The following is a 13174-nucleotide window of genomic DNA, read 5'->3' on the forward strand; positions in this document are numbered from 1 at the left end:
GACCTGCTTTCTTCTGAAAACAAATACAAGAATCAGGAGATATAAGAAATAAATTTTTGTTGTTATATTTTGCGCAGATACGCACAATCCTACGCTTTCATCTCGGTAATTGAATTGCCGAGGATTCCCGCTTATTGTCCTAAACCTAACTTCAGGTCAAGAGTTTTTTTGAAATTCACAAAAATTTACAGCAGCCTGATCTACCGCCGCCATTTTCTCTAGTGTACTGTCCGGAAGCTCCACATTTCCTACACCACGCTCTGTGCTGTAAGTACAGTTTTCAAAATTCACGCTGAAACCGTTTGTGCAGGAGCAGTCTCCCAGGATTCCTCCCATACTTGGTTTCCAGTATTCCGCTTTTGCTTTCTGGAATTCTTCTTCTGTCACACCATCACCTTTCTGTGGCTCTTCATAACTCAGCGAGCCAGTATTGGTACAATTGCTGATCATAACGAGGGCGTCTTTTTTGTTGATCTCACTTTTGGAGGGCTTATCAGCATCAACCGATAACAGTACGGATTCCCCTATTCTGCCAACAATTCCTCCTCCCATAACAGACAGAGTGAACAAAGAAGCATCTTCTTTTTCTCCCTCATCATTTTCTGTTTTCAGATCTGCTTCTCCCATGACCCACTGTTTCGTGAATGAAATATTTCCACTGTTTTCGCATCCGTCGATTTCTGTTTTGGTAAGCATAAAACCATCAACTGCAAGAATGCCGCCCATATAACCATTCGTAGTCGGAGAAGAAAGATTTCCGCTATTCTTACAGTTCCTGATTGCAAAAGATGTATTTGCATTTTCCTCAGTCTTATAATAAGCCGTAAAACATGCAATTCCACCTGCCTCTACTTCACTGCTGATGTCTCCTGTATTTTCACAGTTTTCAAGTTCCAGATTCCAGTCATTTCCCATATTTGTTGTATAACAGAGAATACCTGCTGCATTTTGTCCGAATGAAACAATCTTTCCATGATTGACGCAGTCAGACAGAACCACATTTCCTTTCTGCATTGCCAGATGATGAACGATCCCGGCACCTTCTCCTTCTGTAAAGTCTACTTCATTCGTACATCCCGAGACAGTAAGTGTACTGTCTGTTTTTATACATGCATCTGCTGCAATGCCAGCATAATAATGATTTGTCGAAAAAACTTTTCCTACATTTTTGCAATTTTCAATCGTAACGGTATATCTCGGATCTGACAGATACACAGAACCTGTGATTCCTCCTGTATTGGCATTATCAGATATAACAGTTCCATTATTTATACAGTCACTGAGAATCCCATCCTCTCCCATGACCACCACGGAAAAATCTCCCGTAATTCCGCCTGCTGATAATGAGGTTCCTTCTGAGTCCTCTTCATTCACCTTAGCTTCAACCGTTCCCTCGTTTACACAGCCTGTGATCCTGGCAGAATTCGAACCTGCAATTCCTCCCAATGCATGGGCGGAAGCACTTCCTTTTTCTGCTTCTATGTTTCCTTTATTCACGCAATTCACAATCCCTGCAAAATCTTCTGCTTTTTCATCCCTGTCACTTTCCACAGCAGATACTGCTGATGAAAAATCTCCTGTAATTCCACCCAGGTAAGCCAGCCCGCTTTGCCCGTTCTTCAAATCTTTTACTGCTTTTACAGTTCCATCAAACTCACATCCACTGATCGTGCCAGACGCACTTCCGGTAATTCCTCCGTAATATCCATCATATCCAATCACAGTCCCATTTACTGTGCAGTTCAGAATCTGTGTTTTAGCTGCATTTCCGGCAATTCCTCCCGCTTTGGAAGCATCCCCTGATACTTTAATATATACATCTGTCAGATTCAGATTTTTTATCGTAGCACAATATACATCTGCGAATAAACCACTATGATCTGATGAAGCATCTGCGTTGTCTTCCTGAAGATCTTTATTCTGATACAGACCACTGATCGTATGTCCGTTTCCGTCAAATACACCAGTAAACGTCGCTTCTGCTCCGATCGATCTCCAGTCATACTCCGGTCGCTCTGTGCCCCAGTTTTCATAATCAGAAGCATCATTAAGACTGATATCTGCTGTCAGGATATAATTTTGAGTACGATATTCCGTACTTCTATTTTCCGGATCCGAAAGGAGTTCTGCCAAATACTGCAGTTCCTCCGCAGAACTGATCTCATAAGGTGAGTTCTCAGTTCCATCTCCACCTGCAAATGCCCTGGCAGCCTCTCTGTATACCGACTCCCCGACATCTCTGTGCTGATGTTCGTACGGCTGTACGATACTTTCTTCTTCCTGGACTTCATCATCCGCTTTGACAAAATTTCCCGTCATAATGCCCAGCATACTGACACCAAGTGCCATAAATAAAAACTTCTTTTTCATCCTCGCTCTCCCCTGCATGAATTTTTTATTCCTGTAATTTTATCATAACATATAGTAACGAAAATCTGTTGTTTTACTGAGTTTTTTATAGCAAAAACACAGGGAGACTGCAATCTCCCGATTCTCAGTCTCCCTGTCGATCATTTTATTTATTCAGATATCTGCAGACAGCTTCTTTCATTTTCTGGATATCCAGCGGTTTCACCAGGTGTGCATTCATACCTGCTTCCATACACTTCTTCTCATCCTCATCAAAGGCATTTGCAGTCATGGCAATGATCGGGATGGTTCCGGCATCTTCACGGTCAAGTGCGTGGATCGCTTTTGTTGCGGAGAGTCCATCCATCTCTGGCATCATGATATCCATAAGAATCGCATCAAAAGTGCCCGGTTTATTTCTGGAAAAAATGTCTACTGCCTGCTGTCCGTCATTTACAATGGTTGTGATGGCTCCTTCATCTTCCAATAATGTCCTTGCGATCTCAGCATTCAGTTCATTATCCTCTGCCAGCAGGAGATGCAGACCGGCAATATTTACTTCGCCGTCCATTTCTGCCGGAATTTCCTCTGGCTTCTCTGCGATCTCAAACGGCAGTGTAATAACAAATGTAGATCCTTCGCCCTCTTTGCTTATCACCACAATTGTTCCGTTCATCCTGTCGATGATTTTTTTCACAATAGACATTCCAAGTCCGGTGCCGCTGTAAACCGTTCTCGCATCAGAATGTTCCTGCACAAAAGGCTCAAAAATATGTTTCAGAAACTCCTCACTCATTCCAATGCCTGTATCTGAAATTGTCCAGCGATACGTGACTATACCATTTTTTTCACCTAGGCATTTCAGTGTTGTTGTTACTTTTCCATGTGGTTTATTATATTTAATACAGTTCCCATAGATATTCAGGAATATCTGCCGGATATGCAGCGGGCTTCCGTAGACATAAGAAACGGGAAGTTCCTGTTTCCCGATCTCAAATGCGATCCCGGCTTCCGCGGTACGGCCGCTGATAATCGTTCCAACTTCTCTGGATATCTCACCAAGATCTATCGGCTCATGTGAAATTTCAATATTTTCATCTTCCAGTTTGCTCATCTGCAGGACATCATTGATCAGCGAAAGCAGATGGTCCGCGGACACCAGCATCTTATCCTGATTTGTTTTGACAAGCTCCCTGTCGTCCATATGCGTCTCATTTATTTTGATCAGCCCGATGATTCCATTCAAAGGAGTTCTGATATCGTGACTCATCCTTGACAGGAAACTGCTCTTGGCTGCATTTGCTTTTTGTGCCTGAAAAACAGCTTCTCTGAGTTCAAGGTTTTTGCTTTCAAGGTTCTTTGTATATTCCTTCTGCAGCCTCATCTGCTCTTTCTGATGCCCCTGCAGCATACGCCATCTCAGCGCATGCATAAATCCCACGATCACCAGATAGATGAACACTGTATACAGCATATTCCTCGGTGTCTTTGCAAAGATCTTATCCGCCGACATATATGCGTAGACATAATAATCGCGTCCTTTTTCCATCAGACCATAGTCTGGTATCATCTGATAGTCTGTACGCACAAGCTGCTTTTCCACGGCACTTTCATTGATGCACTTGAGTTCCTGTATATCCTCTGTCTTCGCACCGATCAATCCCTTGTCATTCGATGCAACGATCTGATTATTTTCGCTTATAACAATCGTTCCATTGTGTTCCAGACTGTAGCCGGTAAGAAGCGAATTGATCGAATGGTTAAAAATACTCGTATATCTCTCAGGCGTATGATAATATACCAGAACGATACCAGGCTTATCCTGTCTGCCGTTCGCTGCTATATCAATATAGGAACCATCTTCGCATTCCATTCTCACAGAATATGTTTTTTCATGAAAATCCACTACATCCAGCAGAACATCCTGATCAGTCTGGCTCAGGATTTCCTCTGCCTGTACTTCATCCGAGCAGTATTTTTCCTGAACCTGTCCATTCTCATCCAGAATCAGGACTCCTGTGAGGTAACTTATCGTACAATAATTTTCCAGCAGTTCTTCTGTTATATCTGATGTTTTTTCTTCCTGCTGGATCTGCTGGCTCAGCACTTCCACACTTTGGATCATTCGCATCAGACTCTTGGATTCTGATGCGATATCGAGTTTCATATTATTGTTGTACTGTTCTTTTATGTAGGTAACCATATCAGAAAGCCGGGTTTCTGCCGATGACAGATCTGCCTTGACAGTAATCACCAAAACAACAAAAAACAATAAAAGCCCCACCAGGATTTCTGCAAGAATAAAGTTGTTCCTGTCCAAATTATGTTGTTTATTCTTCATCCGCATCCTCCAGATATCTGTCTGCACCTGGCAGATACTCGCTGACAATGTCCTCTATTGTTCCATCTTTACGCATTTCTTTGATCGCCTGGGATAATTGTTCATCGATTCCACGGTCATCATCCAGATCAAAAGCCACTCCAAGATTTACATTAAGCAGCGGCTCTTCCAGAATCCTGTATTCCATATCAAAATCTTCGGAAAACTGTACTATAGACGTATCATGTGCTGCAATTGCATCAACATATCCTTTACTCAAAAATGTAAACAGAACATCTCTGTTCTTTACGGATATTATTTTTCTTAATTCTGGAAGTCCCGCTTCATGACTGCGAAACAGATCTTCTGGTTTCGTAGTTGACTGGACAGCAACCGTTTTGCCCTCCAGATCATTCAGCGTATAAATATCACTGTCGATATTGACTGCAACAACCTGCTTGCTTTTCATGTACGGACCGGCCCATTTGTACTCTGTTTCTCTCCCGTCCATAGTAAAACTGCTCCAGACGCAGTCAATAGAGCCGTCCTTCAATAGTTTCTTCTTGACTTCCCAGTTGATAAATGTAAAATCTGCCTGATATCCTATCCGGTCAAAAGCTTCCCTTGCAAGTTCTACATCTATTCCGGTCATATTTCCATCCACATCCATGTAACTGAACGGTGTGTAGTCATCACATCCAACCATGATATGTGGACGATCATCTTCGGCTCCTGTCTGCTCTGAAGCAGTTTTGGTCTGACATCCGCTCATTATAACTGCCGCGGCAGCTATAATGCCTCCAACCAAAAATATTTTTCTTTTATTTTTTTGCATATTTCAGTAAAATCCTCTTGTACACTGTTGCTGGATACTAATCATATAATATTATAATATATTTTAGCATTTACTTCTACAAAAAAATCTCTGCCAGGCTGTCATACCCGTCAGAGATTTTTTATTACGCTGATTTTTGTTCCTTACGATTCAGATAAATAAAGAATCCTACATTCAAAATGATTCCTGTTACTGTTGCGACCGGTGCTGCCAGTCCGATCTTTGTCAGGCTTGCATTTGGCTGGATACTCATAAAATATGCCAGCGGCAGACGCACCAGAAGTGTCTGAATCAGACCCTGGGCCATAACCCAGACTGTTTTGTTGTTTCCATTGAAATAACCGACCATACTGAACATGATCGCTGTCACGATCGTTTCCGGTGCAAATCCTTTCAGATAATCATATCCATTCCGGATAACAGCTGCATCGATTGAGAAAAATCCTGCCAGCATATCTCCCTTAAACATAACAAGAAGGAACACCAGGCAGCCGACAGCCAGTCCTACGCCGATTCCTGTAAACATGGACTGTTTTGCACGTTTTGTCTTGCCCGCCCCTACATTCTGGGAAACGAAAGACGCCATGGACTGCATCAGCGCACTTGGTACCAGCATCGCAAAGTTTACGATCTTGCAGGCAACGCCGTAACCGGAAGAAGCCTCCAGTCCGAGTCGATTGACAAACGCACAGAGTGCCAGAAAAGAAACCTGGGTCAGAAATTCCTGAAGCGCCAATGGAAGACCGATCTTGAGGAATTTTTTGCACTGTGGATTCAGGCAGAAATCTTTCTTTGTGATCTTAAATGGAAGATCTTTTTTTATCAGAAGGATGACCGCAAACACAACGCTGAGTGCCTGTGCAGTCACCGTTGCAATTGCCGCACCTGCTGCATCCATGTGAAGTCCTGCGACCAATACCAGGTCACCGATCACGTTAACGATACATGCTACCAGAACAAACAGAAGTGGTGAATTACTGTCTCCCAGTCCACGGAAGATTGCGGACAAAAGGTTATAAGCTACAATAAAAAAGATACCACTTCCACAGATCCGTACATAACTGGATGTCAGGTCAACGGCTTCCACTGGTGCCTGCATCAGCACGGAAATCGGACGTGCAAAACATACCATTACAACAAAAAGTCCAATGGAGATCATGGTAAACACAATTGCAGCTCCACCAATGACTGCACCGATTCGTTCTGGTCTCTTTTCGCCTAAGTACCGGGCGATCAGAACTGTAATACCCATTGCAAACTGGATTACTACGAAAGTAACCAGATTGAGCACCTGGCTTCCTGTTGAAACTGCAGAAAGTCCGGATGTTGAACCAAATCTTCCTACTACCAGAAGGTCAACAGCACCATACGCCGCCTGCAGGATCAATGCGCCAAGAACGGGCATCATAAAGGCGACCAGTTTTTTCAAAATACTTCCCTGCGTAAAATCTGCTTTATCATTTGTCATAATGAGTCCTCCTCTCGCACATGATCTGGTAAAATTTCTCGATGGTACGGATCATACAGTCTGCATCTTCTTCTGAAATATCGCTCAGATCCGCAGACAGCTCGCCGAAGTAATGTTCATCATACTTATGAAAAAGCTTCCATCCTTCTTCTGTGACGGATATGTAAGTGACACGTCCATCATCCGGGGATGCGATCTTGCTGAGATAGCCTTTTTTCTCCATCTCCTTAACCGTTCTGGTCACTCCCGGGCGCGGAATGTTCAGCTCATCACTGATATCAGATACTTTTACATGAACATCCCGTTTCTCCAGCGACTGGATCACATCCAGATACTGAATATAAGACGGCATCACACCCTGAGGCAGCGGCGGTAGCATCTCCCTGATCCGCTTCGCCTGATAACATGCATCAAGCATCTCCTTGATCTTCTTATTGGTCATGTTGCATTCTCCCTATATAGTTATCTTTGTTAATTACCTTTGATAATTATATAGGGATTTGAGGATTTGTCAAGAACTATTGGGCAAAAATTTTTCAGAACTATAGCAAAAAAATATCGCTTTACCATCACTTAGACAGCAAAACGATATTTCCTTACTTACATCTTTTGATTCGGTTTGTTTCCATTTTTAGCTCTGTTGATATGATACGGTGTTTCTACATTACTTCTGTCCCTGAATTTCTAACAGCTTCCTGAGACGCTTAACTTCCTCTTCATTTCCGTAAATGGATTCCACCATTTCTTCAGAAACCTTTCTGAATTCTGAAAGGTCTTCCGCAGACTGTATCTTGTTAATCTTGTTCTGAGTCGCTTTATACTCCTGCCAGATCACACACATATAGCGAAATTTTTAAAAGCTACCGGCACTACATTCGGTTCCCCATTCGCGCATGTTGCCAGATCCCACATACCATTTTTTAATACCTTGATCACAGATTCATTTAACATTGCATATACCTCTAGATTTCTTTCTATGATAATTTACCTGATGTATTCATGTTAACGAATCTGCTTTTGATTTGGAAGATATTAGCAAATTTATAAGTTGCTATTAAATTTCATAGCATTTAACTCATATTCCACTTTTCGATAATGCAGCTATGCTGTTTTGTTTTCTTATCATAATCAATTCCTGCCAGAAGCAGATTTCCATGATAATCTTTTAGTGCCTCTATATATTGCTTGTCCTTAATCTGCTGAATTGCACCTTCTGCACTTTTGTTCCATTTCAATTCGATTACAACAGCTGGTTTATCCATATGGATCTCTCTGGGTATGAAACAGATATCTGCAAATCCTTTACCACCCGGCAATTCTCTGATTACTGTATAATATTCTCTTGCAAAATAGAATGCCAGGTTAATTGTACAGCTCAATGAATTTTCATCATTATAGGTTAATATCGAAACCTCTTTATGTGCCTGTTCGATTCCCTTTGCTACTTTTTCGGAATCCATTTGCCACAGTGCTTCCAGTAATTCTCTGGATGTCTGTACGGAACGAATCACTTCCGTCCAGTCCATCGTGCTGATTGCATTCACATATTCCTGGGATACTTCCCTGTTCGGGATTTCTACAGTTTCCTTTTCATTATCATAAGTCAGATATCCCAGGTGAACCAGTAATGTCAGCACATCATCTTTTGTCGCAAAAGTTGTCATATCGTTACTGAATGTTCCTGTATTGATTCTTATATTACTTCCCGCCAGCATCTGAACAATTGCATCTTTTAACCCATCCATATTCATTTGAATGTATACTTTCAGAGCTTCGTAAGTCTCTGTCTGATTCCAGTATGTTCCGAACTTTCTCTTCTGCATTGCTTCTACTACAGATTTGGGGCTATACATGGAATAAACTTTTCTAGTCCCACCTTCATGCGAAATCAGATGATAGCCATTATACCATGCTCTCGCCTCTTCAAAGTTCATTTCGTATTTTTCACATAATTTCTGAACTTCTGTCTCTGTAAATCCAAAATATTCTGCAAGATTTCCCGGATCTGTCATTGAATACTCTGTAAACATATTAAGAGCTGAATGTGAGCCATATTTTTTTATTGGAAGAATCCCTGTCATATAGGCCAACGCAACATACTCTTTGTCTTTAAGCCAGAATCTAAGAAAATCAAGATATTTTTTCTGTGCCTCCTGGTCCTGCTGATATTCACGAAACAGGCAGTCCCACTCATCAATCAAAATCACAAATGGATGCTTCGTGTAACTATAGACATCCTTCATAACCTGAACCAGATTTTTTTCATCACGAAATCGAACTTGCCCATATTGCTCTTTCAGATCAAAAATCAGATATTCATTCAGCATTTTCAGCATATGCTCAATATCATTTGTTGCACTGAGAAATTCCTGCATATTGATTTTCAGAACATCATATTGATTCAAATGTTTTTCATAATCTTTGGTACTTTTGATCTTCAGACTCTGAAACAATTCTTTTGTATTAACACTTCTGTCATAATAAGCAGCCAGCATATCCACACCCATAGATTTTCCAAATCTTCTTGGTCTGCTTACACACATATATCTCTGAAGTGTCCGCACACAGTGGTTTGTTTTTTCTATCAAGCCGCTCTTATCAACAAAAATCTGTGATCTCAATGCCATCTCAAAAAGACCGCTTCCAGGGTTCAAATAACTACCCATTCTTTCACTCCTCCCTCTCTCCCGGTACAGCTTCTTTTCCGAACATTGCCAGTGCCTGGTTTACTTTGTCCAGACGCACAGTCTCTTTTCCCTGCTCCAGTTCTCTCACAAATCTGAGTCCCAGACCGGAACGCATCGCAAACTCTTCCTGTGTCAAACCTGCCTTTTTTCTTTCTTCTTTTATATACTTTCCAATTCTGTTCATATTAATCATGATAATCCCGAGCGGGTATAAATTCAAGCTTTAATAGCAAAAATAATCCCGAACAGGTATAATTTTATGTATTTCTTATAAACTATCCCCGTTCGGGTATAATACAATGTTATTTACTTTACACACTCCATGATTATTTCTTCACACTTATCATATCCAAGCTGCGAACTGTTCAGGCACAGTGTATAATTACTGGCTTTTCCCCATCTCTGGTCTGTATAAAAGTTGTAATTTGTCATACGTCTTTTGTCTGTATCTGTCATCATCTTTACAGCATCCTGCTCACTGACATTATACAGCTGGCAGATCCTTTTCATTTTTTCCGGCATATTTCCATGTATAAAAACATTCAGCACATCATCCCGGTCTTTTAAAATGAAATCTGCATTTCTTCCAATGATCACACATGGCTCTTTCTCTGCCAGTTCCAAAATAACTTTTCTCTGTACCTCATATACCATATCTTCTACAGATTTTCCGGTAATATCACGTCCGGCAAGTGCATATGCCAAAATCCCCTTTTTCGGGGACAGCTCTGCACTTTCCTGAATATAATCTGGTGACAGACCGGACTCTTCTGCAATCTGATTGATGATATCTTTATCATAATAGGCAATCCCTAATTTCTTTGCTACCTCCTCACCAATAAAACGTCCACCGCTCCCGAATTCTCTGCTGATCGTAATGATTCTTTTTGCCATCTCTCTTCCTCCTTACTTGAGAACGTTTACTTTATTTTTTCTGATCCTCTTTAAAAATACATATCCTACCAGGCATGAAATTGCTTCTGTGATCGGAAATGCCCACCAGATCAGTGCAACGCCCATCTGACCGTTTCTGACAAATATAGAAAAAATTCCTGCCAGCGGTAAGATAATCACAAACTGTCTCAAAAGAGAAATGATCAGTGATTCTATACCACCATCCAGAGCCTGGTAGATTCCCTGATAAGCAACATTGATTCCTGCAAACAAAAAGCTGATGGAAATCACTCTCATTGCACTGATAAAATACGCTCTCGACTGTCCTGCGTTAAACAGTGTGGCAAATGAAGCAGGGAAAATCTCTGTGACCGCAATGCCCAGAATCATTAATACGATCGTATAAATAAGCCCATATCTGATTCCATCCTGGATTCTTTTTTTGCTTCGCATTCCATAAGCGAACGCAATGATCGGGATCCCCATCTGGATCATTAGCTTATTCACTGGCATATCTTTCATCTTGTTACTTTCTGCCATTTTGTTTCAACTCCTCCTTTTTCTGCACAAAAAAATGTAGCTCTGTCATATAAGCTGGACTTACGCTGACAGGCTACACACTTTTTCATGGCAAATATAAAATTGTAAAATAAAAAACGAGTGGCAGGTAAACTGGATTTACGCTTACTTGCTACTCGTTTGTGATTATTATATTTCCTGTTTTTCCAAAAGTCAAACAGATTTTTTTCTGGATTTCTCTTACGCTTCCTGTCTGCCTTTGTTGATATACTCAATGATTGTTTCACAAACTTCCTCTTTCGGTTTTCCAAGAGCTACTCCAAGTTCCATGTATAACAGGTTTTCTGCTATCTGAAAATATCTTGCATCTGTTGTTGTACATTTTTTCCCTTGTGCAAGTCTTTTCTTTTTCCGCTGATAAATCATTTTTATAATAGAAATTAATGCTTCCGGATCATTTGATTTTACTGTTGCTTTGTATTTTTGTTCCCGCATTTTTTCATTATCAATCCATGCTGTTGGAATTTCCGGGATCCGTTCAATCAACTTCCATGCTTCTTCTTTTGTCAGGCATAGCTTTAATATCGCATCTGAATTTGAAACAGGAACATAAAGTTTCCCTTTTTCATCTTCTATAGATTTCATCAGATAATATAATTTGTTCTCTTTTTTGCCAGTCAGATCCAGAGATACAATGTCTTCTATTTTACACACACCTGTAACTGACTTACTGACGAAATCTCCAATCTCATATTTCACAAAATTCTCTCCTTACTATCCAAACAATTCCTACTCTGTAAATGTATAACGCACAAAAGATCCCTGATTATCACCTGTTACGATCACAATGTCTCCTTCTCCGTTACGCACAGATTCCAGGACAGGAAATCTTCCATTCTCTTTTACATATGCTTCCGGGCTGGCTGCCTCGGCCTCGATCAAAGTTTTTTTGCTGTATTTCTCTCCTCCACAGGGATTTATTTCTTCGATAAAAATTTCATATTCATGCATATAAGATTCCTCCTCTGGATTATTTTAAAAAAACAGACAACATACGTGTCATTTATCTTACACAAATACGCTGCCTGCTGTTATTTTTATTATAAAACTATTTTTATTTTATTTCAAAAGTGATTTTGAACAAAAAATATATGCCGTTTTTTAGTCATTATTACTATTGAATAATCCTTCCAGAGTTTCTTTCTCTTCCTGCAGTACTTTCAGTACATACCTGTCAAAATGTCTTGCGTCCTGTGTTGTAGAGCCGAATTCGTAAGTTTCCTGACCGTAATCTATAACATCAAAACCTGGTGTCGCTTTGCTGGCTCCTTTGATTCTGTAGGAAGCAGCATCTGCCAGAGTAAAATTGACCTCTCCATCTTCATAAGATGCCCAGCTGCTGATATCTGTTCCTGTTGCTTCCGTGGCAGCTCCATTTTGTGTCTGGGTCTGCGCCTCTGCTTTCGTTGCTTCTGCTGCTCCTTCTACATATTTTCCATACATTTCGTCAATATAAAGTGCCAGCGATTCTCCGAAAATCTCAGACGGAACGTGTCCACCATCCCACTGCCATTCGAGTTCTGCATCTGTTCCACTGTTAAGCCATGCAATCTGCATATTCATAGATGCAAACAGCGACATATCGCCTTCGGACGCACCCATTACTATTCTGGTCCATGTCGGACTTTCTGTATCTTCGGCTCCAATATAGTTGATTGGATTATATAAATCTACAATATTATTTCCATATTTGTCGCCGTCCTCAATGGATTCGATATCGCTTTCATAAGACTCCAGCATTTCTTCATAACTACTGTAATTTGGCAATATTCAAAGTACTCTCAATCGTACTCTGATCCGTTTTAGTCTCCTGCGCCGCACTTACATTTCCAGCTCCATAAACTGTATTTCCCATGAGCATTGTTACTGCTGATATTACTGCGGTTATCTGCTTTCTTTTCATATATTTAATGTCCTCTCTCGAATATTACGATCATTACTTTTTTACGGACACGATTATATGAAAAAAACCTTAGACTTCCCGTGACATGCTCCCACCACTTAAATCTTTGATTTTGAAGTGGGGGCTTCTTGCTCAATGG

The 13174-nt window shown here is 40.8% G+C and carries 13 protein-coding genes and 1 pseudogene; all 14 read right to left on the bottom strand.

Annotated features, from left to right (window positions below; all coding sequences use genetic code 11):
* Nucleotides 1-156: 156 nt before the first annotated feature.
* Nucleotides 157-2370 carry a hypothetical protein gene (locus DWX28_RS18015; RefSeq protein WP_118254440.1) on the bottom strand — a complete coding sequence of 738 codons (2214 nt, stop codon included), beginning with the start codon at nt 2368-2370 and terminating at the stop codon, nt 157-159.
* Between the two features lie 145 nt (nt 2371-2515).
* The gene (locus DWX28_RS18020; RefSeq protein WP_118254442.1) at nt 2516-4690 is read right to left on the bottom strand and encodes an ATP-binding protein; all 2175 of its coding nucleotides are present in this window, start codon (nt 4688-4690) and stop codon (nt 2516-2518) included.
* Nucleotides 4680-5504, bottom strand: a complete 825-nt coding sequence (locus tag DWX28_RS18025; RefSeq protein WP_118254444.1) for a substrate-binding periplasmic protein — start codon at nt 5502-5504, stop codon at nt 4680-4682. The genes DWX28_RS18020 and DWX28_RS18025 overlap by 11 nt, the downstream gene beginning before the upstream one ends.
* A gap of 124 nt (nt 5505-5628) precedes the next feature.
* Nucleotides 5629-6972 carry an MATE family efflux transporter gene (locus tag DWX28_RS18030; RefSeq protein ID WP_022213267.1) on the bottom strand — a complete coding sequence of 448 codons (1344 nt, stop codon included), beginning with the start codon at nt 6970-6972 and terminating at the stop codon, nt 5629-5631.
* Nucleotides 6962-7414, bottom strand: coding sequence for a MarR family winged helix-turn-helix transcriptional regulator (locus tag DWX28_RS18035; protein WP_022213266.1), 453 nt, complete (start codon nt 7412-7414; stop codon nt 6962-6964). The genes DWX28_RS18030 and DWX28_RS18035 overlap by 11 nt, the downstream gene beginning before the upstream one ends.
* Before the next feature lie 628 nt (nt 7415-8042).
* Nucleotides 8043-9638 carry an AAA family ATPase gene (locus DWX28_RS18040; RefSeq protein WP_022213263.1) on the bottom strand — a complete coding sequence of 532 codons (1596 nt, stop codon included), beginning with the start codon at nt 9636-9638 and terminating at the stop codon, nt 8043-8045.
* Nucleotides 9639-9642: 4 nt separating this feature from the next.
* Nucleotides 9643-9843: a helix-turn-helix transcriptional regulator gene (locus DWX28_RS18045; RefSeq protein ID WP_118254447.1), complete on the bottom strand. Its 201-nt coding sequence runs from the start codon at nt 9841-9843 to the stop codon at nt 9643-9645.
* A 122-nt stretch (nt 9844-9965) separates the two neighbouring features.
* Nucleotides 9966-10553 carry a cytidylate kinase-like family protein gene (locus DWX28_RS18050; RefSeq protein WP_022213261.1) on the bottom strand — a complete coding sequence of 196 codons (588 nt, stop codon included), beginning with the start codon at nt 10551-10553 and terminating at the stop codon, nt 9966-9968.
* Between the two features lie 12 nt (nt 10554-10565).
* Nucleotides 10566-11030: pseudogene (locus DWX28_RS18055) on the bottom strand (MATE family efflux transporter); the annotation flags it as partial.
* Between the two features lie 41 nt (nt 11031-11071).
* On the bottom strand, nt 11072-11359 hold the full coding sequence (locus DWX28_RS19665) for a hypothetical protein (RefSeq protein WP_147342120.1): 288 nt from the start codon (nt 11357-11359) through the stop codon (nt 11072-11074).
* Complete coding sequence (locus DWX28_RS18060; RefSeq protein WP_118254449.1) at nt 11313-11831, bottom strand: CarD family transcriptional regulator; 519 nt, start codon at nt 11829-11831, stop codon at nt 11313-11315. Before DWX28_RS18060 ends, DWX28_RS19665 begins: the two co-directional genes overlap by 47 nt.
* Nucleotides 11832-11861: 30 nt before the next feature.
* Entirely contained in the window at nt 11862-12083 is a 222-nt protein-coding gene (locus tag DWX28_RS18065) for a hypothetical protein (RefSeq protein WP_022213258.1), read from the bottom strand.
* A 150-nt stretch (nt 12084-12233) separates the two neighbouring features.
* Nucleotides 12234-12899, bottom strand: a complete 666-nt coding sequence (locus DWX28_RS18070) for a hypothetical protein (protein ID WP_147342121.1) — start codon at nt 12897-12899, stop codon at nt 12234-12236.
* Nucleotides 12883-13035: a hypothetical protein gene (locus DWX28_RS19465; RefSeq protein ID WP_158565341.1), complete on the bottom strand. Its 153-nt coding sequence runs from the start codon at nt 13033-13035 to the stop codon at nt 12883-12885. The genes DWX28_RS18070 and DWX28_RS19465 overlap by 17 nt, the downstream gene beginning before the upstream one ends.
* Nucleotides 13036-13174: the final 139 nt, after the last annotated feature.

Source organism: Blautia sp. AF19-10LB, from assembly GCF_003461245.1.
Classification (GTDB): Bacteria; Bacillota; Clostridia; order Lachnospirales; family Lachnospiraceae; genus Blautia_A; species Blautia_A intestinihominis.

What these genes read in the sequence shown, in the direction of transcription:
- DWX28_RS18035 (WP_022213266.1), bottom strand. Translation starts at nt 7,414, where the DNA reads ATGACCAATAAGAAGATCAAGGAGATGCTTGATGCATGTTATCAGGCG.
- DWX28_RS18045 (WP_118254447.1), bottom strand. Translation starts at nt 9,843, where the DNA reads ATGAACAGAATTGGAAAGTATATAAAAGAAGAAAGAAAAAAGGCAGGT.
- DWX28_RS18020 (WP_118254442.1), bottom strand. Translation starts at nt 4,690, where the DNA reads ATGAAGAATAAACAACATAATTTGGACAGGAACAACTTTATTCTTGCA.
- DWX28_RS18050 (WP_022213261.1), bottom strand. Translation starts at nt 10,553, where the DNA reads ATGGCAAAAAGAATCATTACGATCAGCAGAGAATTCGGGAGCGGTGGA.
- DWX28_RS18040 (WP_022213263.1), bottom strand. Translation starts at nt 9,638, where the DNA reads ATGGGTAGTTATTTGAACCCTGGAAGCGGTCTTTTTGAGATGGCATTG.
- DWX28_RS19465 (WP_158565341.1), bottom strand. Translation starts at nt 13,035, where the DNA reads ATGAAAAGAAAGCAGATAACCGCAGTAATATCAGCAGTAACAATGCTC.
- DWX28_RS18015 (WP_118254440.1), bottom strand. Translation starts at nt 2,370, where the DNA reads ATGAAAAAGAAGTTTTTATTTATGGCACTTGGTGTCAGTATGCTGGGC.
- DWX28_RS18025 (WP_118254444.1), bottom strand. Translation starts at nt 5,504, where the DNA reads ATGCAAAAAAATAAAAGAAAAATATTTTTGGTTGGAGGCATTATAGCT.
- DWX28_RS18065 (WP_022213258.1), bottom strand. Translation starts at nt 12,083, where the DNA reads ATGCATGAATATGAAATTTTTATCGAAGAAATAAATCCCTGTGGAGGA.
- DWX28_RS18030 (WP_022213267.1), bottom strand. Translation starts at nt 6,972, where the DNA reads ATGACAAATGATAAAGCAGATTTTACGCAGGGAAGTATTTTGAAAAAA.